Raw genomic sequence first — 26,958 nt, 5'->3', positions numbered from 1 at the left:
GCCGCCAGCGTTCAATCTGAGCCATGATCAAACTCTTCAGTTTAAACTTGCTTTGCTGTTATAGGTAACAGCTAAAACCGGCTCGAGAATTAACGTGACACTTCAATTCTTCATGAATTTTCGGTGACACTCTATCTCGATATCTTTTAAGGATCTGTTCGCTTCACAAGTGAAGCTCAGCATCCATGACATTGCTGTCTGAATCGAAACGAGCGCCCACACAAATTGCCTGATCGACTTGTTAAAGAGCTTTCGAATGAGAGGGTGTGAACACCGCCCCGTTCGAGTGGATGAGTATTCTACTGATTGGCGCTGATTTGTCAACTGTTTTTTCGTTTCCGTTTTCGTTAACTGAAAACCAAACAGCGAACCGCCAACCGTAAAAAACAAAGCAAAATCAATTGATTAAATTAAACTCAACTTCGTTACTTACTCAACCGCTGCCAGGCCTTGCCTCTGCAGCGGTGGCATACTTTACTGATTAAGGAGGGGGATTGCAAGGGGAAAATGACAATAACTTAAAAAAAGAGAGGACTGTCACTTAATTAAAAAAGGATTCATTGGAAAGGTGATGTGGTCTTCATGTATAAACTGGCTTTTTGATTTAAGTTACAACACATCCTTCGCTGAAAGCGCGTTCGAATACTGTTCAGTGATTGCTTTGCGTGAAGCCACTATATGGCGCTTCATCAAAAGTTCAGCGAGCTCTTCATCCCCTGCTTCGATCGCTTCAGTAATACGCTGGTGTTCCATATAGGCTCGGCGGAAACGATCTCCCTTCGAGCTGAATTGAGTTCTGTAAAGGCGAACCAGGTAATAAAGATCATCACACAGGAGCCGTACCAACATTCGATTGTGACTACCGTGCGCAATCAAATAGTGAAAGTCCATGTCCCCCTGACGCTGAAAATAAGCTTCCTGTGAGGGTATGTCTTGCTGCTTGTCGTGTTGACTCAAAACACTCTTGAGGTTACTCACTTCATCCTGCGTCATGTAACGTGCCGCCAACCGGGCTGCCATGCTTTCCATCGCCTCTCGAAGATCGAAAAGCTCTAACAATTCATTCATACTTAATTGGACTACGCGAGCTCCCACATGTGGCTCACGTTCAATAAGCCGATAGGTTTCCAGGCGGCGCATTGCTTCACGCAATGGCCCGCGTGAAATACCATAAGCTTCGGCCAAACCAGGCTCAGTGATTTTGCTACCAGAAGGTATTTCTCCTCTGACGATAGCCTCTTGCAATTGCTGAAAGACCTTCTCGGCCAAGGTTCGCACTTCCTGACTTTCAGATGAAGCCTTCAACATTGAAGAATCCTTTCATTCTATATTTGTCTATAACCTACGGGTTCTTATACTAGCGCGTTACACTTGCTGCAATTTATTCGCCTTATTGATTTTTCCAACCGGTAAATCAATAGCGCTTTTTACTTGATCAGCTCAACACTGTGTCTGAATTTTTGCCCGGATGAATGACAATGCCTACGACTCCTGAACATTACCATTTGACGCTCAAGGCTCATCCGGTGAAATACCAACCTGATCCCATCCACTACTTTACCCAAATCCACGGATCAGAAGGGGCTATTCTTCTGGATAGCGGTACTCCCTCCCCTGAAGCCGGGCGTTTCGATTTCATGAGCGCCCTCCCCATCGCGACGCTTATCACCAATCAACAGGGGAAAGCTTTTTCCCCGCAACATCCAGAGTTGACAGGATCAATCATCGAAGCACAGCGACAATTACTGGACCGGCTTCACATTGATGAAAATTCAAATGTACCTGAAGACATTCCCTTCAATTGTGGGTTGATAGGTGCCTGGAGTTACAATTCCGGCCGCTTTCTGGAGGGACTCCCAGCCAGCGATGGATCTACAGATAGCTTCGATATGCTCCCTACTTGCTGGATAGGACTGTATACATGGGTATTAGTGCAGGATCATGCGAAACAGGTTAGCTATATTATTGCCGATGAAACGCAGCTTGGGCATATAATTTCTTTGTTTAATGTTAAGCCAAATAACGGTAATGATATTGAACCATTCAGACTGACTTCAGCTTTTTCACCCGTTATGCCCCGCAATGCTTATCATGAAGCCTTTAAAAAAATAAAAAGCTATATCACTGCAGGTGATTGTTACCAAGTAAATTTAACGCAGGCATTCTCCGCAACTTATGCTGGCTCTGAATGGCATGCTTACCATCGTCTAAGACAAGCCACCCTTTCACCATTCAGTGCTTATTTAAACACGGGCGGCATAGCACCATTTCATTTATTGTCTGTCTCACCCGAACGTTTTATCAGTGTCAATCAGGGAAATATCATAACTCAACCCATCAAGGGTACCCGACCACGCGGCCATACGCCCGAAGAAGATAGTTATTACGCAAGAGAGCTGGAAAACAGCCGTAAGGATCTTGCTGAAAATGTGATGATTGTGGACTTGCTGAGAAACGATATTGGGCGTGTGGCTTCCCTCGGAAGTATACGGGTCGCACAATTGGCCAAGCGTATTGCATACGCAAACGTACATCACTTGGTAAGCACTATTGAAGGGCATCTTGCCGCTGGGCAGGATACACACGATTTGCTGGCCGCCTCATTACCGGGCGGCTCTATAACGGGCGCGCCCAAACATCGTGCCATGGAAATCATCGACGAAATAGAAGCATGTGGCCGATCCTATTATTGTGGCAGCATCGGCTATATTGATTACCGTGGAAACATGGATACCTCTATCACCATACGGACAGCGGTGATAACCAATAACAACATCCGGATTTGGGGCGGCGGTGGTATAGTCAGTGACTCCATTGAGGCAGAAGAATACGAAGAGAGCATTATCAAAATCAAACGGTTGATGGCTGCTCTGGAATCGAACGCATGCTAATAGTCACTTACCAGTGATAAATTTTCGCACCTGGATCGAAATAAACGGCAAAGACTTTTTCCAATTTTCAGAAAAAGGCTATTACCCGCGCTCTACAATATTTGGTAATGTAGAGGCCATTATGTTTGTGGCTTAATGCCTACAGGAGTTCCGAATATGTCGACCGAACATCCCATCGATATCCAAGTGATCAACGAAAAGCTGGGCCATGATGCTGAAGGATTGGTCAAATGGGCATTATCCCTTGGCAAAAAAGCCATCTGCACAACCAATTTTCGCCCTTTTGAAGCAGTTATTCTTCATATGGTAACGCAAGTCCAGCCCGACATCCCCATTGTCTGGATGGATAACGGCTACAACACCGAAGCCACCTATCGTTATGTGGAAGAACTACGCAAAAAGCTTGACCTGAACCTGATTACCTATTTGCCCAAGCGGTCACGTGCTCACCGTGAAGCCATCGAGGGAGCAACGCCAACGCTGGATGACCCACGTCACGAAGCCTTCACGGAAGAAGTGAAGCTGGAACCTTTTGCACGGGCCTTGAAAGAGATGGACCCGGATGTCTGGTTAACAGCGCTGCGTGCAACCGATAGTGCCGTGCGTGCAGAAATGGAGCCCGTGAGTCGTAATCCTGATGGATTGATCAAGGTGGCCCCTCTTCTCTATTGGACGCCCAAGGATCTGTATGACTATCTGACCCGTCACGATCTGCCCAACGAGTTTGATTACGTTGACCCTACCAAAGGGGAAGCGAACCGTGAATGCGGCCTTCATCTGCAACACTGAGACTCCAGAACATCTGTACGGATATGGGGTCCGGCTGAATATACTGCACATTAAAATGTGCTCCCTATTCAGCAGCGCTAATGTGGCGATTATAGCGTGTAATCGCCACTCTTTATGACGTGTCCATTCAGGTTACGACGTTTGCATTCCAGGCCGATTAACACTCAATCATACTGACGGCCAACCCACCCTGAGACGTCTCCTTATACTTGCTTTGCATGTCATGCCCGGTCTCACGCATCGTGCGAATGACGCGATCCAGTGAGACATGATGTTCACCATCCCCTCCCAAGGCAAATTGGGCAGCGTTGATCGCCTTCACTGAAGCGATGGCATTGCGCTCAATGCAGGGAATTTGCACAAGCCCACCGATAGGGTCACACGTTAATCCAAGGTTATGCTCTAACCCGATTTCGGCCGCATTTTCAACTTGTTCAGGACTACCGCCCAGTATCTGAGCCAGCCCCGCGGCTGCCATGGCACAGGCCACACCGACCTCCCCCTGACACCCGACCTCCGCGCCAGAGATGGATGCATTCAACTTACACAGAATACCTACAGCGCCAGCAGTGAGAAGGAAGTCGACTATAGCGTTATCATCGGTATTCCCCTGGAATTTAATATAATAATTCAACACCGCTGGAATAATACCCGCAGCACCATTGGTGGGTGCCGTCACCATACGACCACCGGCGGCATTCTCCTCATTCACGGCCAGCGCAAACAAATTCACCCATTCCATACCCGTGAACGTAGTAGTAATCAAATTGTGGCGTGCAGGATCATTCAGGCGTCGGAAAAGCTCGGGGGCGCGACGCTTGACATTCAAGCCTCCCGGCAATATTCCTTCTTGTTGCAGCCCACTCTCAATGCATGATTGCATCACTTTCCAGATCGACAACAAGGATGAGCGCACCTCTCTTTCCGTACGCCAGGAACACTCGTTACGCATCATCACTTCAGCAATGCTCATGTGATTCTGTCGGCATTGATCCAATAACTGACGTGCAGTAGTAAAAGGAATGGGTAGTGACTTCAGCGCGAGATTGTCTTCCTGCTGGTTTACTTCATCGGTCGTCAAAATAAAACCGCCACCAATAGAATAATAGGTTGCACTGTATTGGCGCCTGTGGCGATAGCAGGCAGAGAGTGTCATAGCGTTGGGATGGAATGGTAGCGGTTCCATATCCCAGTGAAGATCGCGCTCCCAAACAAACGAAATAATGTGCTTGTCGCCAAGTCGTAGCGTTTGAGATTCAATGATTTCTTCAATAAAAGGCTCAATCAATTGTGGATTAATGGATTCAGGCGATTTACCCATTAATCCCATCAGTGTTGCACGGTCTGTGGCATGCCCAGCCCCGGTAGCCGCAAGTGAACCATGCAAGTATATTTCAACGCGAACAACATCATCCAGAGGAGCAAACTGGCACAACTCATCAACAAACCGGTGAGCAGCACGCATTGGACCCACAGTGTGAGAGCTGGACGGCCCTACGCCTATATTGAATAGTTCAAATACACTAATCGACATGATTTGCTCCCCAACATGATATTTATCATTAGAGTGGCTAATACATAAAAATATCAGCTTCTATAGATAGGAGAATGCTTGGGTTGAAAGCTCTCCACAATGGATACTTTCTAAGCTATAGTTTAGAAAAACTAAATCATGAGAGAAATTAATGTCAGGACTGAACACGATAACATTTGCAGGACTGCATGTTTTCGAGGTCGCTGCGGAGGAGCTATCATTTACAAAAACAGCCATTCGGTTGAATGTGACAACCGGAGCGATCAGCCAGCAAATCAAGCAACTGGAAGAACGACTGGGTTTCAAACTTTTCCGGCGTCATACACGGCGTTTGGAGCTGACACCCGAAGGTGCTCGCCTGGCGGCTACGGTACAGAGTGCTTATCGTGATGTCAGCACCGAAGTTCAAAGGCTCTCCCAGGGGTTAATGAGCGGGGAGCTCAGGCTCCGTTCTGTCCCCTCCTTCTTATCCAAGTGGTTGATGCCGCGCCTTCCAAGGCTAAAAGCCCGGTTCCCGGATATTTCACTGCATTTGAGAGCCGAAGATAGTGACCACCCCCTGAAAGAACACGATTTTGATTTGGCGTTGGACCTCAATGATGGAAACTATCCCGGGATGCGCACAACAGAACTTTTTGAAGAGAAAATTTTCCCGGTATGTGCTCCCTCGCTTTTAAAGGGACGTCCGTCTCTTCACCAGATCAAGCATTTGAATCACTATCCTCTTTTACATGATGTGACCGCCTGGCGCGGCAGCGGTGAGTATGCAGAGTGGGAGTTTTACCTGAAAGCCACGGGGGAAACTGGCCTGGATGTTGCCAGGGGTTATACCTTCAATCGAAATAGCCTGACCATGGCGGCTGCCATGGCAGGTATGGGGATTGCAATTGCCCGTAGAACGCTTATTTCTGATGAACTGGCCTCTGGGCAGCTCATAGCGCCCTTGCGCAATACCATCTCAACAGGGAAACGGTATGTGATTGTCCATTCAGCGGGCGCTTTGGATGACCCTCGTATACGTGCTGTTCATGATTGGCTATTGGAGGAAGCGCAACGCGATAGTTCGCTGGACGACTGACATATATGCATGCAGGAAAACGAGTTCAATAAAAAATCAGGCATAAAAAAACCCGGCCAAAAGACCGGGTCATATATAAGTCATTTACATCCATTCATGGGGTCGTTGATATTACTCATCCATGAAAGAACGCAATGCTTCAGAACGTGAAGGATGACGTAACTTGCGCAGAGCCTTGGCTTCGATCTGGCGAATACGCTCGCGGGTAACATCAAATTGTTTACCCACTTCCTCAAGGGTATGGTCGGTGTTCATATCGATACCAAAACGCATTCTGAGCACTTTTGCCTCACGCGCTGTCAAACCACCCAGCACGTTGCGTGTCGTTTCAATCAACCCTTCCCCAGTTGCAGAATCGATAGGCGAAATCATCGCATCGTCCTTGATGAAATCTCCCATATGCGAATCGTCGTCATCGCCTACCGGCGTTTCCATCGAAATCGGCTCTTTGGCAATTTTCAATACCTTACGAACCTTGTCTTCAGGCATTTCCAGGCGTTCGCCCAATTCTTCGGGAGTGGGCTCACGTCCCATCTCCTGAAGCATCTGCCGAGAAACACGATTGAGCTTGTTGATCGTCTCGATCATGTGAACCGGAATACGAATAGTACGCGCCTGGTCTGCAATAGAACGCGTAATGGCCTGACGAATCCACCAGGTTGCATAGGTAGAGAATTTATAACCACGGCGATATTCGAACTTGTCGACCGCCTTCATCAAGCCGATGTTACCTTCCTGAATAAGGTCAAGGAATTGCAAACCGCGATTGGTGTACTTCTTGGCAATGGAAATAACCAAACGCAGGTTAGCTTCGACCATCTCCTTCTTGGCACGGCGCGCCTTGGCTTCACCGATGGAAAGGCGACGATTGACTTCCTTGATCTCGGATACAGATAGCTGAACCTCAGCCTGTTCTTCCGCGATACGGCGCTGTGAACGCAGAATTTCATCACGGAACGGTGCCAATGCTTCTGCATACTTGGGATACTTGGCGACAAAACCATCGAACCATTCGGGATCACTTTCGTGATTCGGGAAGGAAGCGATAAAGGTTTTACGCGGTACTTTGGCCTGTTTTACGCAGGTTTGCATGATTTGGCGTTCATGTGCCCTGATCTGTTCGATGGACAAACGAATATGCAAAATCAGGCGGTCAAAATGCTTGGGTACCAGCTTGATGGGGGCAAACAATTCAGCCAGACGTTCCTGTTGAATGACCACCTTGGCATTACCATGACCATGCTGGGCAATCAGCTCTTTTACCTTGTCATTTTGCTCGCGAATCTGTTCGAAACGAACACGCGCCAGTTCAGGATCCGGACCGCCCTCATTGGTGTTGGTATCGTCGTCGCCGTCCTCGTCATCATCGTCGTCTTCATCTTCAACATCATCAACAACGTCAGACTCTTCAGGCGACAAATCGATCTCTTCATCAACTTCAGCAACACCCGGCACGCCTTCATCGGGATCTATAAAGCCACTAAACAGATCCGAAAGGCGACCACCTTCCTCTCCCTGAGTGTCATCATAGGCGGTCAGGATAGAGTCTACAGCTCCCGGCAGGTACGCCAGCGCTGACATGACTTCACGGGTACCTTCTTCTATACGCTTGGCAATTTCGATCTCGCCTTCGCGTGTAAGCAGTTCAACAGTACCCATCTCGCGCATGTACATGCGAACCGGATCGGTAGTACGCCCAACATCAGTTTCCACTGCTGCGAGTGCTGCCACAGCCTCTTCCGCAGCACTTTCATCAGTAGAACTGTCGGACATCATCAGTTCATCCGCATCAGGCGCTTCTTCAACGACATTAATACCCATGTCATTAAACATGCTGATAATGTCTTCAACCTGATCCGGATCTGCGATGTCTTCCGGCAAATGGTCATTGACCTCGGCGTAGGTAAGGAAGCCCTGCTCCTTTCCCCGCGCGATCAATTCCTTAAGACGCGACTGCGGTGAATGTCCAGCCATAAAAACCTGTCTCGACGATTAGATATTGAACGACGCAATGACCCACAGAGTATTCCGTGTAAAGCCAAGGGCCGATGAAAAAAGTAATAATTACAATTATAGCCTAAAAACCAGACACTCCAGAAAAAGCTGCGATAAACTCTTCTGGAAAAAAGATACACAACGAGGCATAGCTAAAACTATCTGGCTACATCGTAATCATGGTTCCTGTAGTGTTTTCTATATGGGGAGCCGACATGTGAATTTCAAGACTGATACACAATTAATTCTACAAGCCAACCCCATCCCTATAAGACTTTCTGGTATAGACGTGTCTGCGCAGACTGCCACTGACATACCTGAAAATCACTTGTTTTAACTCACTATCACACCCTTGGGTGCGGGTGTGCCTCTTTGCAACGCAATAATTTGATATCGTGAATACCACCTTATTGAAGCGCCATAATCAACTGAAGCAATCGCTGCTTTTGCGCAGGCTCGAGTTCTCCACGTTTACTTTGCGCCAGCAGCCGATGATATTCTTCCTCCGGCGACAAGCGTTCATGCTGACGTTTCAAGAAATGAATATAGTCATTCATTTCAGCCTCACGAGCATCGACTGGTATCATGGGCGGCTTACGCGCCAACGCCAGCAAACGCATACCTTCAGGTGTATCATGAAAGCGTGCCAGCACTAACTGCGTGCTCTTGGTGCGACCTGCTCTTAACAAGCGAATAACGCTAACGAGCAAAGGGCCATCATCACTGGCAGGCACCCATGAGACATCATCGGAAAACACTGACACCAGTTCCGGCGAATGCAACAGCATATGAAGCATGCGGGTACAAAGTGAGGTTCTCGACTCCGTGCGCTTCCTGGACGATGACGAAACGCCACCTTGTTCCCACTCCTTGCCCGATGAACTCCCCGAATGAGGGGCCTCCACGGCCATATTCCGTTCATAGGGCCGTGTATGCTGACCTTCCAGAAGCAATGTATGCAGCTCCTGAGCATCAATGCCACTGCGTTGTGCCAGCTCAGCCATCAACAGGGAGCGCAACACCCCTTCCGGCACATGCCGAATACGCCCCAACACTTGCGTCACAAAACGCTCGCGTCCTTCGACCTGCTTCAGGTCAACACCTTCACGTGCCAGATCGAAGATGAATTCAGACAACGGACTCGCATTTTCAACACGGGCTACAAAGGCGTCTCTTCCCTCACGCCGTACCAATGAGTCAGGATCATCCGTTTCGGGTAAAAACAGAAAACGTGCCTGACGCCCATCAATCATGGAGGGCAGCGCGGTATCCAACGCCTTTTGGGCTGCGCGCTTTCCTGCCGAATCGCCATCGAAGCAGAAGACAACTTCATCAACCAGCCTGAAGATACGTTGCAGGTGCTCAGGCGTAATGGCCGTGCCCAACGTAGCCACTGCGTGATGAATACCGCTCTGTGCCAAAGCGACAACATCCATATAACCTTCAACAATCAACAGGGAATCGAGTCGATTGTTCTGCTGACGTGCTTCATAAAGCCCATAGAGTTCGCGACCCTTATGAAATACCGGCGTTTCGGGCGAGTTCAAATATTTGGGTTTTGCATCACCCAACACACGCCCACCAAAACCGATAGTACGACCTTTCCAGTCCCGAATTGGAAACATGACACGATCCCGGAAAAGATCGTACGTGCGATCGGGATTGTCATTCGACATTTTTTGCAACCCGTACTCGACCTGAACGGAAGTCGCTACTCCGTGTTGCCCGAGATGGTGCTTTAATGCGTCCCAACTGTCAGGACTATAACCAATCCCGAATGTCTCAATGATGGAAGCATCCAATCCACGTTGCCCAAGATAGACACGGGCCGCTTCAGCATGAGGCAGAGCCAGTTGTTCGACAAACCAGCGAGCCGAGAGTTCCAGAAGATTAACGCCCTGCTCTTGCTGCTGATGCTTGATGGCCCGCTGCTTTTTCTGCGCCGGGGTAATCGTTTCTTCGTCCCTTTCAACTTCAAGCCCTTGGCGCTCTGCCAGATGCTCAATAGCCTCAGGAAAACTGAGACGGTCATACTCCATCAGAAAACGGACAGCATTACCTGATGCCCCGCAACCAAAACAGTGATAAAACTGTTTCTCGCGACTGACATTGAATGACGGTGACTTTTCATCATGAAAAGGGCATAGCCCCAACAGATTACGCCCGGATTTTTTAAGCGTAACCCTCTCTCCGATCAACTCGGCAATATCGACTCTTGCAAGGAGATCATCTATAAACCGCTGGGAGATTGGTCCGGCCATCAAGGCGCTCCACTATACAACCGAGGCAAATGTTGATACTACTGCTGCCCATTACTCACTAAAAAGTCTGGATGATGAGTTTGCCTGTGTGGGCCATGTAAAATTCTCTGCGACACTGCTCTATAAGAGAACCTTGCAAAGCAGACTTACATCACGAGGTCTCACCAGTGAATCAGGCGCTGGATATTGAACTGGCATATTGGATATTGATATCCCACTTTCAATATTTATCGATAACATTCAGCATGTCTCAATGACCGTCAGTCTTATCAATAAATGTCAGTGTCAATAAATGTCAGTGCTCATTAATGCCATTAGGCCTAGCCAATACCGCGCAACAACTCTGCATGAGGGACACACTTGGGGCACATTGGTATATAAAGCGAACAAGTGAAGCCACACGCTTATTGCGGCATGATTCTACAACAGGTGGAAGCCCTCTCCATGAAAGCACACTTAAGAGCGATCTGACATGGTAGCGATATAACCACCTTTGAAAACAGGCATCACAAATTACAGAGACGCGAACGGCCGCAAGAATGCGGCCGTTCGAAACCCTCTAGAAACGGCGGGCAACCGTTTCGGGTACGTTGATCAAGTGATCAATAAAGACGTTCGAAGCGCTTACGCTCGCGCTGCAACTTCTTCGCATGACGTTTAACAGCTGCTGCTGCCTTACGTTTGCGTTCAGTTGTAGGTTTTTCATAATGCTCACGACGACGGACTTCAGAAAGAATTCCAGCTTTTTCGCAAGAGCGCTTGAAGCGGCGCAGTGCTACGTCGAACGGCTCGTTATCACGTACTTTGACAGAAGGCATTAAGCGATCACCACCTTAGGGTAAGTCGATTCAAAAGAAATCGCGCCCCGAGATCACATGACTCTTCCGGCCTGCCGAGTAACCCCACATGCAGGTGCATGGGAATACCCAATCAAAACCAAATCAAACCAAAATCACAAAGCTAAAAAGTACCAGGAAAACTGAAAATCAGTCCAAATCGTACGCGCCAACCTGTGTTTCGGCAGAAATCTGGAAGAAATGCTTTGCCCCAGAGTGCGGCCCAATATTAAGCGCGTCTATTCTAGGAGGGGATAGTTCAAATTGCAACCAAAAACGCTCACAGAAAGAAGATTCAGCCATTTGAGTTAACAAGAGGCAAGACGTCGAGCACCAAAAAGCATAAAATATGGGGCCAATCAGACTGAGCATGCTTTATAAGCTCTGAGTGAACAACCCTACTGTTGCCTCTTCAACCTGCTCAACCCTACATTTGTCCATCAATACCCAAGGGGATTCACACGAATGCGCGTACTCGGCATTGAAACTTCCTGCGATGAAACCGGTGTGGCCTTGTACGATACCTCACAAGGTTTACTTGCCGATGTTCTCTATAGCCAAATAGCCATGCATGCCGAGTTTGGTGGCGTTGTTCCTGAGTTGGCTTCTCGCGATCATGTACGCCGACTACTTCCCCTCATTCGAAAAGTCATGGCTCAGGCCGAACTCCAGCTTGAAGATATTGATGCCATTGCCTACACCGCTGGGCCGGGTTTGGTGGGTGCACTTATGGTAGGCGCATGTACAGCTCATGGGCTGGCCCACTCTCTAAACGTTCCAGTACTGGGCGTTCACCACATGGAAGGCCACTTGCTGGCGCCCATGCTTGAAGAGCATCCCCCCGAATTTCCATTTGTCGCACTATTGGTATCAGGGGGGCACACGCAGTTGGTAGACGTTGCCGAACATGGTCATTATCAGCTATTAGGTGAATCTGTAGATGATGCGGCCGGTGAAGCCTTTGATAAAGTCGCCAAAATGCTCGGTCTAAGCTATCCCGGTGGCCCCGCAGTCTCCGCACTGGCCAATCGTGGTAATCCGCAACGCTTTCACTTTCCGCGCCCAATGACAGACCGTCCCGGGCTGGATTTCAGTTTTTCAGGATTGAAAACTCATACATTGACGACCCTGCAAACATTGAAAGCCAATGATGAATTGGATGAACAGGCGAAAGCGGATGTCGCACGTGCTTTCGAAGATGCCGTCATCGATACGCTGGTGATTAAATGTCGTCGGGCCCTGTTGCAGGCCAACCGAACTCGATTGGTTGTTGCAGGCGGAGTCAGCGCGAACCAGCGCTTGCGTGAGCGTTTGGAGCCAGCCCTGCAAAAGCAGATCAAGGGTGCTCAGGTATACTACCCAAGAGGCAGTTTCTGTACCGATAATGGAGCAATGATAGCGCTGGCCGGAGCCCTCAGACTCCAGCAGGGGGAAAAAGACGTTGAAGGCCCTAAAGTGGTTGCCCGTTGGCCTCTGGCCCAGCTGAACACAGCACCGTAATAGAGACTCAGCCAGTGCGTACCCTTCCACTAATAACTGCAGGGGTATAAAAACTCATTTGAAAGATGAATGACGACTCCACAGCGCGCAACAGGAAATATTTGGCATGGATCATGTTCTGATTGAAGGCTTTGAATTTGAAACGGTGATTGGCGTTTATGACTGGGAAAAAAAGATTCTCCAACGTCTACGTCTTGATCTTGAGCTCGGGTGTGATATTCAAGCCGCCGCTGAAAAGGATGATATTGCGCTTACCCTTGATTATGCTGCCATCACCGGCAGAATCGCAGAATACGCCAAAGCCCAGCACTTTGAGCTGGTGGAAACATATGCTGAACGTATTGCCGAACTTTTGATCGAAGAGTTTGATGTGAAAGATGTCCTGCTGACGCTTCGTAAACCAACGGCCGTTCCGGCCGCGAGCGCTGTTGGGGTCCGCATTCACCGCAGTGCAGCCCTCCAGAAACAGGATGTTGCGCAATGATGATGCTGCGCAAAAGGCAATACGTGTTACTGGGACTCGGCAGTAATATTGAACGACATGCCTACATCACACTGGCCCTCGATGAACTGGAATGTGCTTTTGGTCCCCTCACCATATCCTCGGTATTCGAGAGTGAACCGGTGGGCTTTAAAGGCCATCACAATTTCTACAATCTGGTCGTGGGATTCGAGAGTGATCATGACGTAAGTGAAATTTCACGCTGGACCAAAGCGCTAGAACGTCGAACAGGGCGCAAACCAGAGGACCCGAAATATGGACCGCGTCGCCTTGATATCGATGTACTCACAATAGGGGATCAGGTCGGCATCATTGACGGGGTTGAGCTTCCCAGAGGAGAAATACTCACCAATGCGTTTGTCCTCAGACCACTGGCTGAAACCTTCCCTGAAAGACGACATCCGATAAAACAACAGAGCTATCGGAGCCTTTGGGCGGCCTATCAGAACAAGGACCAACGCCTGTGGCCTATTGAATTCCTCTGGCATGACAAGGCGTTATAGAAAAACATGCCATTCGTGTACAGGCGTCTCGTATCTACCCCCCTTAAAAGAGAGCCTTTGAACTTTATTGTTCCAGCAGGTATGGCCCAGGGTTAGAGTGGAAATAACGCTTAAAACATTCAATTCGCTCATGTGCCAATCGAGCACCAATTTCAGGGCCTTTTAGTCCTTCCTTTACCCATGCTCTGGGAGAAATGGCAGCCGCCTCTTCGATAGTCGAAAACAAGAACTTCCATGGGTAATGAGGAAACAGAAACTCAAGCGCAGGTTGCAACTCATATAGGCGCTGAAGCCGGCGCCAGACATCACACTGCTGACACCATGTCATGAGCACTTCAGACTGCTGGTCAGGCGTAGAATCATACAGCTCCTGCAAAGCAACGTACGTGAACTGAATCAGCCGCCGCGTATCACGAACGGCAACGGGCAATTTCAACCGTTCGTCCAGTGCTACCTGCGCTGTATTATCCAAATCAAGGACGAGCAGCGCCCACCGCTGTGCGACAGACGTAATCCCGGCCTTAACTGCACGTTCGAGACGTGCCAAGGCTTCATGTAGCCATGTCTTGTCAGAAAATTCAGCCCACCAGGGCAAAAGGGCGGCATCCACTGCCAGTAGTGAGAAAAAAGCCGAGGGCGTTTTTTCCAGCAGGGCTTTTTCAGTCTCTTTCCAAACACGCTCAGCGGCCAGATCGCGCAGTTCATCCTGCTCTGCCATTAAACGAATAAGTTGATGCGTCTCAGGCGCTACTTGAAATCCCAATGATTGGTACCGAGCAAGAAAACGGCCAATACGGAGAATACGCAATGGGTCTTCAACAAAGGCCGGCCCGATATGGCGTAGTAGTCGCTGTTCGATATCCTGTTGCCCATAAAAGGGGTCGGTTAACTGCCCTTCCTTTTCAGCAATGGCATTAATAGTGAGGTCTCGCCTTTCGAGATCCTCCTTTAACGTAACATCAGGAGAAGCATCCACCTTAAACCCGGTATACCCGCGGCCGAACTTCCGTTCAGTACGCGCCAAAGCATACTCTTCATTGGTTTCAGGATGAAGAAATACCGGAAAGTCACGCCCTACACGACGAAACCCGCGCTTTAAAAGCGCCTCTTCGGTCGCGCCTACCACCACCCAATCACGTTCGTGATAAGGGAAATCCAGCAGCTTATCACGCACGGCGCCGCCTACCAGATAAACATCCAGCCCCTGTGTTGCCTTATCTTTTGTGGGACTCATGAAGAGACGCTATCAGGGTAACGGTTTTGCCATTCGGTAAAACCACCGTCCAGGCTATACACCGTTTCAAAGCCCTGCTCTGCCAAATAGGCTGCGGCCCCTTGACTGCTATTACCGTGATAACACACCACTACCACAGGTGTAGTTTTGTCCCCTTCAGCAATGAATGCAGGTAAATTACCGTTGTCCAACCGAGTGCTTCCCGTAATATGGCCCGAGTCATAGCTCATCGGGTCGCGAATATCGACCAACGCCAGAGAGGCTTTTTCCTCTAGCCATTGATTTAACGTGGAGGCATCCAAGTGGGTGAAATTCATGTGATCTCCCAATAGTCGATAATACGTGAGGCATCAATGTCTATTCGATTTAATAGCCGGCACACTAATACGTTCCTGTGTCTTCAAATCAAGCAGGGTAAGCCGCCCGCCCCAGGCACACCCTGTATCCAGGCCTTCTACCCTGATCGCAGCCTTGGGCGTGCTTCCCATCAACGCAGCCCAGTGCCCGAACAGGATCGTGAGATTGTCGTTTTCACGAGGATACTGAAACCAGGGTCTGTAACCTTTCGGAGCTTTGTCAGGCCCCAACTTGGCCGTAAAGTCCAAATGCCCCTCTGCATCAATAAAGCGCATCCGTGTGTATACGTTGGCGATGGCCCGTAGCCTGTCCCAACCGGACAACTTTTCATCAAAGTAGTCAGGCCGATTACCAAAAAGATTGGACATCAAATCAGTCCACTGGTCACTTCTCAATACGGCTGAAAAATCATCCGAATAACGCTGTGCATCCGCATATGACCATTGCGGCAAGAGGCCTGCATGTGCCATGCAAAATGGCATATCAGGATGACGCAGGAACAAGGGACGATACCTTAACCATTCCAGCAGTTCGTCATGATCAGACGCCTGCAAAATGTCATCCACCGTATCTCGCTTACCGGGCTTGTGAGCACCTGCAGCAATACTTAAGAAGGAGAGATCATGGTTGCCCAACACCATTTTCGCGTCCACTCGTTTGGCAATACGCAAGGCTTCCAGTGATCGAGGCCCACGGTTAATAAGATCGCCCACTAGCCAAAGCGTATCTTTCGACGGCGAAAAATCCACCTTGTTCAACAGTGCTTCCAGTTCATCAGCACAACCGTGTACGTCTCCTACTGCGTAAACCGACATGACGGCCTCCTGCTCGATAGGGAAAGGTGACAAATGTATCAAGCACTCATTCTGTAGCAAGTCTGAAAACAGGTTTCGATGCTTGTATATTAATTCAACGGTACTCGATCAATCGGAATTCGATACGGTACTGTTAGACACATACCTGACAATCATGTGTCATTCAAAAGGACTACCGCCCCTTTTTGTGCTCAATCCAGTAATTGGTCAGGCGTACAAACTCATCAACGGTTACCGTCTCGGGACGTCGAGAAGGTTCTATGGATAGCGCAGACAGTTCATCGGCAGATAACCATCCTTTCAGAGTATTCCGTAATGTTTTGCGCCGTTGCGAAAAGGCCTGACGAACCAGCGCCGTCATTTCCCCGGTATCCATTACCGGGTTAGCGTAACTGGCATGCGGCGTGAGACGCACGATCATTGAATCCACCTTGGGGCGGGGCACGAATGCTTCAGGAGGAACGACAAACAAGGCCTGTACCGAGCAATAATACTGTGCCATGACTGACAGCCGCCCCCATTGCCCTGTACCAGGCTGTGCCGCCAAACGCTCGACAACTTCCTTTTGGAGCATGAAGTGCATGTCACGAATAACACCTTCATACGACAACAGGTGAAAAATCAGCGGGGTTGAAATGTTATAGGGTAGATTCCCTACTACGCGTAATTGAGGCCCATCACCTTTCAGCGCGGCAAAATCGAACTTCAGCGCATCGGCCTGATGAATAGTGAAATCGGGATAATTGAAAAATTGTGCGCGAAGTCCGGGTACTAGATCGCGATCCAGCTCGATCGCATCCAGCCGACCAACGGCTTCAAGCAATAATTCCGTAATAGCCCCCTGCCCGGGTCCAATTTCCACGAGATGGTCCCCACTTTTGGGGCGAATTGAGCGAACAATACGAGAGATCACCCCCGTGTCTCTCAAAAAGTTCTGGCCAAAACGTTTGCGGGCCCGATGCCCTCCCGTTGGAAGAATACCCGCGTTATGTGTGTCCTGTGACATGCTTGATTCCACGTGATAGTGAATGCAAAACCATTAATGGATTGAAACATTCACTTGAAAAAGTGATCCATGAACAATGATCAATCAACAAAAAAATAACACCCGTGAAAGCGGGTGTTATTTGATAGCAGGCCAGACCGATGAATGTCATCGATGCGCCTGCCCCGTGAAGGAAATCTTATTGACCTTCCTGTGCACTTCCACTCTGCTGCGGCGCCATGGAGGCATTAATAGCACTCACACCGTTGTCATTGGGGTAGAGGCGGTTATCTACATAGGCCTGCGAGCGAATCTGCTGCAACCATGTCTGCAAAGCATCTTCGGCCTTGTGTTCAAAGATGATTTGACGCGCCTGCTGACGTTCGCTCTGAACCGTTACGTTCTCCTGACGACGCCCTTCTACCTCAATCAGGTGCCAACCAAATTGTGTCTGGATAGGCGGCGATACCTGCCCTACAGGGCCTTTTTCAAGATACTGATTGAATGCAGGAACCGTTTCACCTTCATTCAACCAACCCAGTTCACCACCCTGAAGCGCAGAGCCATAATCCGTGCTGTACTGGCTTGCCAGTTCTGCGAAGCTTGCGCCATGTTGAAGCTTATTACGCAGATTTTGAGCGAGCTCATAGGCTTGCTGAGAATTACGAATCGGGTTAGTACCAATCAGGATATGGCGTGCACGGAACTGCTCAACAGTAGTGGCTTGAGGTCCACCACGACGCCCTATCAATTTGATAAGATGGAAACCGCTGGCACTGCGAATAGGCTGACTGACATCACCCACGTTCATGTTGGCCACCTGACTGGTAAACAGCGTAGGCAGATCATTCTGTGCACGCCAGCCAAGATCCGACCCCTGCACACCGTTGGGGTTACTGTCGGATTTGGTCGCCAGAGCTTCAAAATCATTATGGTTCACAACCTGTGAACGGATAGCCTGAATTTCCTGACGCGCCTTCGCTACCTGACTATCGGAAGGATCACTGGGGAGTGGCACCAGAATATGCGCTACATGGAACTGAACGCCCGCCTGTTGGTTGGCATTTTCCATGAACTGATCAACTTCCGCATCGGTGACCCTGACCAACGATCCCACACTACTTTGCTGAACCTGAGACAGGATAATTTCACGGCGGATCTGCTCACGTACTGCCTGATAGGACATGCCCTGCTGTTCCACTGCCCGACGGAATTGCGCAACCGTCATGTGGTCTCGCTGAGCCACCTGTTGAATGGCCGCATCAAGCTGATCATCCCCAACAGATAAACCAGCACGCTGGGCCATCTGAAGCTGAATCTTTTCCAGAATCATGCGATCCAGCACTTGCTGGCGCAGCTGATTTTCAGAGGGCATGGAGGACACATTACTGCCTTCCATCTGCTGACGCACCTGCTGCACTCGCGCATTCAGTGCACTGGTCATGATAACGTCATTATTGACGACAGCCGCAATGGTATCCAATGGCTGAGCCGTCGAGGATGCATCCGCAGCACTGGAGTCATCTGCTGCTGCCGATTGGGCTTGAGCATAAGGAGCGAGGCCAAGTGCCAACACCAGACTCAATGGAGCAAAGGCCGCTCCCGTGGTTATCGAGCGATAAAATCCTGCGACCTTGTTACCATTCTTCATATATGAACCTTGAGATAAAGCATTGCCATTTCAAATATGCTCATTAACTGAGCACAATTAGCGAATTTTATACGATCACCTGATGCGGTCACCAGACGGCGGCATGACCATGAAGTAAACATAACATCAGCCTCATGTATGACAGCCATTTTGGATAGATGTTTTACCTATCCCGGGAAAAGCCTTCATTGCCATCAGCAATATTACCGTTAACACCCATTTCAAAAAACCGTTTCTTAACGTTTGTTTTTGGATACGGCTAACGGCAGCATCCCAATTGGACGACGGTTTGTCCAGTGCCAAGTATACAACACTGGCCTCACCCTTCGTAAAACGTAAAGGATATAAAAACAGGATACCGGATACGCACCATTTTATTCCACGCGTTAAACCTGAGAAGCCAGGGCGCCCACCGTTCCCATGAAATGAAACCGGTAGGCCCTTTCATTCGTGATTCATCCAAACGTTCGTGATTCATCCAAACGTTGCTGCGAAAAAACAATTAACTGCGAACATTCAATCCGGCAACATCCCGTCAAAAGCGTTCAGGCTTGTAATTGGGAATAGCCTGTTGGAATGCTGTATTGGGGTTTTGCCCCAGACCACCCAGCCCCTTGAATACGAAACGCAGGAAAATACCACTGTTCGCATGGTCATCACGGATGGTGTAGGCCGTTCCCTCTTCATCAATATACTTGCGCCATGCAATTTGAACCGCATAACAGCAGTCATCTACCTGGACACCCAACAATTTGTCCAGCCCACGCTTGTTGGTCTGGTCATACAGGTAACGTCCGATAAAGGATACCGCGGGCGTTACATGCCATGCGAACGAAACGTCAAACTCATTGCGGTTGTAACCGTAACGGTCGTCCCGATCGCCGGAGATATCATAGCCTTGACGCACCCAGCGCTGCCCCAGATTCAGGACGTTACCGGTCGTACTATTGTGATAGGTCAGATAATTGTCATTCTGCTCTACATGACCGTGTTGCGTATCGTAATGAATGGCGTAACGAGCACTCCAGTCATTGTTGAAATTCCAGACAAACTGACCGATGGCGGGGGAATATTTCCGCGTCAGGTAGTAATGATAATAACTGTTCGGATTGTCATAATCCTTGCTGGGGTCATTATCCGTAACACGACGATTCTGGAAGTAATGGCTTTGCCCCAGCTGGATCTGGAACCGCTGGAAACCGGTCGCATCATCAAAAAAGCTGGAACTCACTCCATAGCTGATTTTGTTGACGTCACCAATACGGTCAATCCCATTGAAGCGATAGGGTGACCACAGTTGATCATATGAGGGGTTCGTAATGGCCGTATCAAACTCAGGGTAATGATTCTGATTACGGTAAGGCACATAGGCGTAGAACAACCTAGGTGTCAGGGTCTGGCGGTATCCGTGACCAAACAGGCGGATGTTACGAGTGAAATTCAGGCCGGAATCCACACTGAGTACGGGAATGGTACGCGTGGGATGTTTGTCCCATCCCTTGTTGTACTGACTACGCCAGTTCAGCTCATACTGGGTCAAATACATTTGTGCACGAGGCTTGAAGAATCCCCATGACGGCGTCGCATTATAACCGATCGCTGGCGCAATATTGACACGAGCGCCATTCACCTTGGAGGTCAGGAAGTCATCCCATGTATTGGAATACCAGTTATCAAGGCTCGGCACACGATTGAAATAATTGGAGTTGGCACCCCGCTCGAAATACGTTGCATTCGAGTTGAACTCTTCATAAAACCCATTGGACTGGCGCCAGATGGCATTGGCTGTCAGGGACGGCAACTGATTGAATGGCTTGTCATTCGGGTTGACCGGGTTTTCCATGACTTGATAACCACGTGCCAACGCTTCCAGGTGCCAGACATTACCCTGATAATCGATTTGTGCACGGCGTTCCAGATTATCGCTCTGACGAGTCAGGTAATCGTTGCCGAAATCATGGAAGAACTTACCGTCACTGGCAGCGCCATAACGTAGAGAATACGTGGTACGGCTATTGAAGCTACCATCATGCATATAGTTGACGAACCAGCGGTTATTCCCCTTGAAGTCGTCATTACGGCTTCCATCCCCGTGGCTTTGATCATCCGGCATGAAATAAGCCTGCAATGATCCCTGATTATGGGTATACAGATAACGGAACTGCCCGCCCAGCATGAACCCGCGGTCGGTCATCAAGCGCGGGGTGATGGTCGCATCATAATTGGGTGCCAGATTCAAATAGATCGGTTGAGCGTAATCAAAGCCGTTATGACTGGAATAACTGATGGTCGGATAAAGCAGTCCGGTCAAACGACGCTTATCAATAGGGAAACGCATCCAGGGCCAATAAAACACCGGCACATTGTGAATCCGCAATTTGGTGCCCGTTGCCACGCCGTAACCCTGTGCACGATTAATGATGATCTTGTCGCCCTGGATCATCCACAGGCTACTTTGAGGATCACACGTCGTATAGGTGGCATTGCGCATCATGTAACGCCCATCATCCAACCTCTGCAGACTGTCTGCATCACCACGCGCGTGAGACGTGTCAAAGACATAGTGGGCCTGCTCCACATCGGCGGCATCACTGTTCAGTGACACATTACCCGTACTCCCTCGAACCAGCGTATTGGGTTGGCGATAGGTTAACGGACCAGTCAGCGTTACCCCGGTGCGCGTCGAATTCAATGTGGCCTTGTTGGCCTGTAACTGTTCATTCTGTTTTCGCAGAATAACATTACCATCGAGGGTCGAAAGCCCTTGCTCGCTATAGCTGGCATTATCGGACTGGCTATTGACCTGACTGGGGTCCTTGGGGGCATCCAGGGAATAACTGGGCATCAGGTAGTAACCGCTACAGAGCTCCCCTGCCGGGCGATTGGCTCCCCATGCATGCCAGTCAAGCTGGCTAGCAGGTAAAGTGGAGGGCAAGGGTGCCGCCATGGTCACTGCAGGGAGCAGGCTGGTAAACACGCCAGTAAGAGCGGTCGCCGTCCAGAATGGGCGCTGGGCCATAATACATTGTGTCCTTGCTTTTTATTAATACGGTGTAATCAGTGCAGTATAGCGCTTTCCAATACCATGTGCTTACCGCAACCATGCGCTTTCATTATCGTGGAAGGACCTTTGTCAGCGAACCATCCGCCGCCTCGATAAACAAACACGGTGTGCACTTGAAATGGGTACTGACCAAATATCTTCGGCTCCCAATAACCTTGAGTATTGAATAAAAGAGAACCGGTTGCAAAATAGAGTGAATCCGTGCAAGAAACCTCAGAGGGCAATATCACTCGCACGAGCATTCTGCGCACAAGCATGCTTGGTGGAGCGCAATGCGTCAACCAGGCACAGCCTCTTGTTCTCGAAAACAGCCATTTTCCTGACACCTGCTACTGTTCTAGAAAAACATTTATTCTAAAAAAACATTTGTTCTAAAAACCATTTCCCTAAAAACCGGTTCCTTTAAAAACTATTTGAAAAAACAACTACTCGAAAAAAACAACTGTTTGGGAAACGACATGATAATGCCTTAAAGGTATGATCGTCGATCAAGCCAAGGCTATAATTCTGTAAATATTTATTCATTTTCATTTAAGGACCAACGGTCCAGCGCATGTCACTATGACGGGCGCTATCAATAGTTCAGGAGTCTGAATGTCAGCCCGTTTTGAGGCCCTACGCCAATGGCTTGCCAACCGTCACGCAATCGACATCAACGACATCGTACTCGACAAGGTTGCCGACGATGCCGGCTTCAGGCGTTACTACCGATGGGCTTTCCCCTCACCTTCGGCAAGGGGAGAAACAGCGACACCATCAAGCATGATCCTGATGGATGCACCGCCTGAAAAAGAGGGCTCACGAAACTTTATCGATATCGCCCTTCGCTGGCGCCAAAGCGGGCTTCCTGTACCCGAGATATATTCAGCTGATCTTGCCAGCGGCTTTATGGAACTGGAAGACCTTGGTGGCGAACATCTTCGTTCACGTCTGGGCCAGCTAACGCCTGATAAACAGGAAGTCTGGCTTACACGTGCCATGGAGCTCAATGTACGCATTGCCCAGCAGCCCTGGAAAATGCTCCCCCCGTATGACAACACTCGCCTTTCATACGAACTGGATCTTTTCCCGCAGTGGGCGCTTGGTCATTGGCTAAAGCTTGATCCACCTGCCGAATGGGAAGCGCTGCGGGGGTTGCTGATCAACCGTATACGCCAACAACCCGTCGTCACGACACACCGTGATTTTCATCCTGAGAATCTGATGATTGATACGCAGGAACATTTGCGCATCATTGATTTTCAAGGCGCATGGGCAGGCGGTATTGGTTATGATCCGGGTTCATTGTTACGAGACAGAAACCCGCCCTGGCCATTGGAACAACAGCAGTTCTATTATAGAAAACACCATCAGGCTGCGCTGGCTGCAGGGCTAACAACAGAAACATCAGAGGATCAGTATTTCTGTTGGATCGATGAAACAACGGCACAACGTTCCCTTAAAGTTCTGGGCCTGTTTTGCCGTTTGTTGGAGCAGGATGGAAAATCGCGCTACCTGTTGAACCATGAGGTTCATTTCCTGGCACATCTCAAGGAAGCGCTGGCAGGTCTGGCCGCCAGAGACGTAGATAACACCGCATTATTCAATGGTTTTCTGAACTGGTTGAACACCACGTTCGAGCCCCGGATGACAACAGCACTACACGATTTACAACAGGCACATAAGGCAATACCTGCATGAAAGCAATGATTCTGGCTGCTGGCCGTGGCAAACGCATGGCGCCGTTAACAGACACGGTGCCCAAACCGCTGCTGAATGTGGCGGGAAAGCCTCTGATTCAACACCATATAGAGCGCTTGCGTGATAGCGGCATTACTGAACTGGTCATCAATGCTGCCTATCGGGCAGATCAGCTGGTAGCCGCTTTGGGCGATGGGCATGAGTTGGGTGTTGATATTTCATGGAGTATTGAAGAGCAGGCACTGGAGACAGCCGGTGGCATTCGACATGCGCTACCGCTGTTGGGTGACGCCCCTTTCCTATTGGTGAATGGGGATGTATGGACGGAACTCGATTTTTACGCGCTCTCCACAATGCCACTACATGATGATCTGGCTCATCTGGTCATGATTCCTTCTGCACAGCACCATCGTTCAGGAGACTTCCATTTGACGCCACAGGGCCGGTTACGACTCGAAGGGCCAGGCAAACAGGTCTATGCGGGTATTTCCGTGCTGTCACCAGGACTGGTAAGCGCGCTCGAGGATGGAGCGTCCTGTGCGCTGGTTCACCCACTTAAAAAAGCGATTGAGGCAGATAAGGTCAGCGGTTCACTCTATACCGGTGACTGGGTAGACGTGGGTACACCCGAGCGGTTGGCAGCACTGGAAAAACGCCTTGGTCATGGGTAAGCCTTTCAATATATACAGGCGCTTTAGAGGGGGTGATACCGTACGAGGCGCCCGGCCTCGTGGGGTGAATCACGCCCATTTCCCCTCTCCTCAGCAAAAGTGACGCTATAACCGCCTGGATTGTGCTCTATCTTCATTACAAACAGATACAAGCAAGTACACCAACGCATGATGTTCACATGGCATCGATCACTCAACTGTATGGGCACAGAGCTAAATAGGCACAGAGCTAATTTTCACATAACGAGACTTGACAACAATGTGTTTGGCAGCAATGTGTTTAACAAAAACGTGTTTTCCAATAACCACGTGCGAATAACTGGCTTGCAAACAACTGGCAATCGAACTTTTCAATTCTCTCCTTCAACGATTTCTCGCGATAGCCAACTTCCCCGACACCATCTACCGTAACAACTTTATCCCGGTAGAGACTCACTCAAAATGCGACCCAACAGCCATGTTAACCACTACATTAACCGCTACATCAACAACAACTACATCAACAACAACGACATCATCAGCAACGACATTAGCAATCATCTTCATAACCATACGTAACAACCGCACTTGACAACTGTTTGCCAAAGACTTTTATAAGACAATCTAAAAAATCACGTTCATAGGGCAGGCTCAAACAGGCACTGTCGAAGGACAACGCCTTAATGACTACCGCTGAGGGATGCAAAATTGGTAGCATGGTGGCATCTTGATATTTGATGGTGTGTCGGGCGGATGATGTAGCTGCCGTTTACGATTTCAATTTATCGCAGAAGCACAGCTTACTCCCTGCATGCCGCGACATACTCGAGGAGAACAGCATGAAAGCAGAAATCAATTGGACCAATGGGCGCCAATTTGTAGCAGAAGCGGGAAGCGGCCATAGCGTCGTTATGGATGGATCACCCGATCATGGCGGGCGTAACACAGGCCCACGCCCGATGGAAATGGTGCTTATGGGGTTGGGGGGCTGTACCTCCTTCGATGTGATCGAGATTCTTTCCAAAGCGCGTCAAAACGTGGTCGACTGTAAAGTAAAACTGGATGCCGAACGTGCTGATACAGTGCCTTCCGTGTTTACGCGAATTCACATCAAATTTATTGTTACCGGACACAACCTCAAGGAAACACAAGTCAAACGTGCCGTGGAACTTTCGGCTGACAAATATTGCAGCGCTTCCCTGATGCTGACCAAAGGGGGAGTGGAAATTACTCACGAGTATGAAGTCCACGAAGCCGATACCTGATACTTGCCTTTGATTGAAGCTCTCCTTTCCAGGAGAGCCTCGCCTTGCATGCAGGCACTGGACATGGGGCCTCCGTTCCATTGCTGACCTTTAGTGCTCAGCTCAATCTTTAGTGCTCTATCCAATTTTAGTGCTCTAGCCCATCACAGGCCGAATATATCAATTGCGCGTCTCTTTCCTAATGCCGCTCCACATGTTGAGTCATCATTTTGCCCCCGCTCTTTTTTCCGTCTCTCTTTTCCCTTTTCGTGTCCTTCACCGCTCGTTCCTGGCGAGCTATTAATCATTTTCAAACTATAGGGTCATGATTACCTGGGGTTGATGCGCAATAATGCCAATGCATGGAGTACCATTGGAAAAGATCATGCATGCCGCCCCCTTTTCTGATTGCACATTTTTCTTGTGAACGTCGGGTATATTTCCTTCCTCAAATCACATATGAGAGGTGTTATTCAGCCGAAATGGGGGCATAATACGGCACCTTGCCATCGCAAGGGTCTTCATCGGTTTTACGACCGATACCTGCAAATCCCGATATGCCAAAGGGGGGGCATGAATTGAGCGATAGGCTTAGACTCCACGGATTCAATAATCTGACCAGTTCTCTTAGCTTCAATATCTACGATATTTGTTACGCGCAAACGCCCGAGCAACGTGAGGAGTACATTGATTATATCGATGACCTTTACAGTGCTGACCGTTTGACTCAAATACTGAAAGACGTCACCAATATCATTGGTGCGCACGTACTGAATATTGCCCGTCAGGATTATGAACCTCACGGAGCCAGCGTTACCATCCTGATTGCAGAGCATGCACTGGAAGAACCCGTGAATACGGAGCCTGGCCCGGGACCTCTCCCTGAAACCATTGTGGGCCATCTCGACAAAAGCCATGTTACGGTTCATACCTATCCGGAATCACATCCGGAAAATGGAATCTGCACTTTCCGTCTGGATATCGATGTTTCTACCTGCGGGATGATTTCACCGTTGAAAGCGCTCAATTATCTGATTCATAGTTTCGATTCGGATATCGTCACCATGGATTATCGTGTCCGCGGCTTTACGCGGGATATCAATGGTAGAAAACTCTTTATTGATCACGAGATCACCTCGATTCAGGATTATCTGGCTGAAGACACCAAACGCCGATATCAAATGATCGATGTGAATGTCTATCAGGAAAACCTGTTTCATACCAAAATGCTGCTGAAGGAATTTGACCTCGACAACTACCTGTTTGGCATTACCAAGCGCGATATCTCCTTTGAAAAGGCAGCATCGATAGAATCAGGCTTACGTCGAGAGATGCTGGAAATTTTCTACTCACGTAATCTCGATTAGCGTGGATGAATCGAGGTCACAC

General features: G+C 49.1%; 21 protein-coding genes. 10 read left to right on the top strand and 11 right to left on the bottom strand.

The features are described 5' to 3' along the window. Positions 1-609 precede the first annotated feature (609 nt). Positions 610-1,308 carry a GntR family transcriptional regulator gene (locus LMG33818_RS06765; RefSeq protein WP_442322590.1) on the bottom strand — a complete coding sequence of 233 codons (699 nt, stop codon included), beginning with the start codon at positions 1,306-1,308 and terminating at the stop codon, positions 610-612. Positions 1,309-1,478: 170 nt separating this feature from the next. Between LMG33818_RS06765 and pabB the strand changes: the two genes are divergently transcribed. Together pabB and LMG33818_RS06755 are read left to right on the top strand one after the other, a co-directional pair. Beyond that, positions 1,479-2,891 (top strand): aminodeoxychorismate synthase component I, encoded by a 1,413-nt coding sequence (gene pabB / locus LMG33818_RS06760; protein WP_442322589.1) that lies wholly within the window; start codon positions 1,479-1,481, stop codon positions 2,889-2,891. 156 nt (positions 2,892-3,047) lie between these two features. Beyond that, on the top strand, positions 3,048-3,680 hold the full coding sequence (locus tag LMG33818_RS06755; protein ID WP_442322588.1) for a phosphoadenosine phosphosulfate reductase domain-containing protein: 633 nt from the start codon (positions 3,048-3,050) through the stop codon (positions 3,678-3,680). A 157-nt stretch (positions 3,681-3,837) separates the two neighbouring features. Here LMG33818_RS06755 and LMG33818_RS06750 read toward each other — a convergent pair whose 3' ends face one another. After that, a complete protein-coding gene (locus LMG33818_RS06750) occupies positions 3,838-5,214 on the bottom strand; it encodes an L-serine ammonia-lyase (protein ID WP_442322587.1) in 1,377 nt (458 codons plus the stop codon). A gap of 151 nt (positions 5,215-5,365) precedes the next feature. Between LMG33818_RS06750 and LMG33818_RS06745 the strand changes: the two genes are divergently transcribed. After that, positions 5,366-6,292: a LysR substrate-binding domain-containing protein gene (locus LMG33818_RS06745; protein ID WP_442322586.1), complete on the top strand. Its 927-nt coding sequence runs from the start codon at positions 5,366-5,368 to the stop codon at positions 6,290-6,292. Between the two features lie 111 nt (positions 6,293-6,403). Here LMG33818_RS06745 and rpoD read toward each other — a convergent pair whose 3' ends face one another. The 3 genes from rpoD to rpsU form a co-directional block, all read right to left on the bottom strand. Then, positions 6,404-8,266, bottom strand: coding sequence for an RNA polymerase sigma factor RpoD (rpoD, locus tag LMG33818_RS06740; RefSeq protein ID WP_442322585.1), 1,863 nt, complete (start codon positions 8,264-8,266; stop codon positions 6,404-6,406). A 428-nt stretch (positions 8,267-8,694) separates the two neighbouring features. After that, on the bottom strand, positions 8,695-10,548 hold the full coding sequence (dnaG, locus tag LMG33818_RS06735) for a DNA primase (protein WP_442322584.1): 1,854 nt from the start codon (positions 10,546-10,548) through the stop codon (positions 8,695-8,697). A gap of 602 nt (positions 10,549-11,150) precedes the next feature. Beyond that, positions 11,151-11,366 carry a 30S ribosomal protein S21 gene (rpsU, locus tag LMG33818_RS06730; protein ID WP_442322583.1) on the bottom strand — a complete coding sequence of 72 codons (216 nt, stop codon included), beginning with the start codon at positions 11,364-11,366 and terminating at the stop codon, positions 11,151-11,153. A gap of 483 nt (positions 11,367-11,849) precedes the next feature. On the opposite strand from rpsU, the gene tsaD reads away from it, so the two are divergent. From tsaD to folK, 3 genes are all read left to right on the top strand, one after another. Next, entirely contained in the window at positions 11,850-12,884 is a 1,035-nt protein-coding gene (tsaD, locus tag LMG33818_RS06725) for a tRNA (adenosine(37)-N6)-threonylcarbamoyltransferase complex transferase subunit TsaD (RefSeq protein ID WP_442322582.1), read from the top strand. Between the two features lie 106 nt (positions 12,885-12,990). After that, positions 12,991-13,368, top strand: coding sequence for a dihydroneopterin aldolase (folB, locus tag LMG33818_RS06720; protein ID WP_442322581.1), 378 nt, complete (start codon positions 12,991-12,993; stop codon positions 13,366-13,368). Next, the gene (gene folK, locus LMG33818_RS06715; protein ID WP_442322580.1) at positions 13,365-13,889 is read left to right on the top strand and encodes a 2-amino-4-hydroxy-6-hydroxymethyldihydropteridine diphosphokinase; all 525 of its coding nucleotides are present in this window, start codon (positions 13,365-13,367) and stop codon (positions 13,887-13,889) included. Before folB ends, folK begins: the two co-directional genes overlap by 4 nt. Positions 13,890-13,953: 64 nt before the next feature. On the opposite strand, the gene LMG33818_RS06710 is transcribed toward folK, so the two are convergent. From LMG33818_RS06710 to LMG33818_RS06685, 6 genes are all read right to left on the bottom strand, one after another. Beyond that, positions 13,954-15,123, bottom strand: coding sequence for a tRNA nucleotidyltransferase/poly(A) polymerase-related protein (locus LMG33818_RS06710; RefSeq protein ID WP_442322579.1), 1,170 nt, complete (start codon positions 15,121-15,123; stop codon positions 13,954-13,956). Further along, positions 15,120-15,440 (bottom strand): thiosulfate sulfurtransferase GlpE, encoded by a 321-nt coding sequence (gene glpE / locus LMG33818_RS06705; protein ID WP_442322578.1) that lies wholly within the window; start codon positions 15,438-15,440, stop codon positions 15,120-15,122. The genes LMG33818_RS06710 and glpE overlap by 4 nt, the downstream gene beginning before the upstream one ends. A gap of 33 nt (positions 15,441-15,473) precedes the next feature. Next, the gene (locus LMG33818_RS06700; RefSeq protein WP_442322577.1) at positions 15,474-16,295 is read right to left on the bottom strand and encodes a symmetrical bis(5'-nucleosyl)-tetraphosphatase; all 822 of its coding nucleotides are present in this window, start codon (positions 16,293-16,295) and stop codon (positions 15,474-15,476) included. Between the two features lie 172 nt (positions 16,296-16,467). After that, entirely contained in the window at positions 16,468-17,301 is an 834-nt protein-coding gene (gene rsmA / locus LMG33818_RS06695) for a 16S rRNA (adenine(1518)-N(6)/adenine(1519)-N(6))-dimethyltransferase RsmA (protein ID WP_442322576.1), read from the bottom strand. A 178-nt stretch (positions 17,302-17,479) separates the two neighbouring features. Then, positions 17,480-18,931, bottom strand: a complete 1,452-nt coding sequence (locus LMG33818_RS06690) for a peptidylprolyl isomerase (RefSeq protein ID WP_442322575.1) — start codon at positions 18,929-18,931, stop codon at positions 17,480-17,482. Positions 18,932-19,466: 535 nt separating this feature from the next. Further along, positions 19,467-21,950 (bottom strand): LPS-assembly protein LptD, encoded by a 2,484-nt coding sequence (locus tag LMG33818_RS06685; protein ID WP_442322574.1) that lies wholly within the window; start codon positions 21,948-21,950, stop codon positions 19,467-19,469. A 639-nt stretch (positions 21,951-22,589) separates the two neighbouring features. Here LMG33818_RS06685 and LMG33818_RS06680 point away from each other — a divergent pair. The 4 genes from LMG33818_RS06680 (at position 22,590) to speD (ending at position 26,936) form a co-directional block, all read left to right on the top strand. Continuing rightward, positions 22,590-23,675: an aminoglycoside phosphotransferase family protein gene (locus tag LMG33818_RS06680; RefSeq protein WP_442322573.1), complete on the top strand. Its 1,086-nt coding sequence runs from the start codon at positions 22,590-22,592 to the stop codon at positions 23,673-23,675. Continuing rightward, complete coding sequence (gene murU, locus LMG33818_RS06675; protein ID WP_442322572.1) at positions 23,672-24,346, top strand: N-acetylmuramate alpha-1-phosphate uridylyltransferase MurU; 675 nt, start codon at positions 23,672-23,674, stop codon at positions 24,344-24,346. The genes LMG33818_RS06680 and murU overlap by 4 nt, the downstream gene beginning before the upstream one ends. Before the next feature lie 818 nt (positions 24,347-25,164). After that, positions 25,165-25,590 (top strand): OsmC family protein, encoded by a 426-nt coding sequence (locus LMG33818_RS06670; protein ID WP_442322571.1) that lies wholly within the window; start codon positions 25,165-25,167, stop codon positions 25,588-25,590. A gap of 557 nt (positions 25,591-26,147) precedes the next feature. After that, positions 26,148-26,936, top strand: a complete 789-nt coding sequence (gene speD, locus LMG33818_RS06665) for an adenosylmethionine decarboxylase (RefSeq protein ID WP_442322570.1) — start codon at positions 26,148-26,150, stop codon at positions 26,934-26,936. Positions 26,937-26,958: the final 22 nt, after the last annotated feature.

This window comes from Cernens ardua, assembly GCF_051251085.1.
Taxonomy (GTDB): domain Bacteria; phylum Pseudomonadota; class Gammaproteobacteria; order Pseudomonadales; family Halomonadaceae; genus Cernens; species Cernens ardua.
This window is presented reverse-complemented; position numbering and strand designations above follow the sequence as displayed.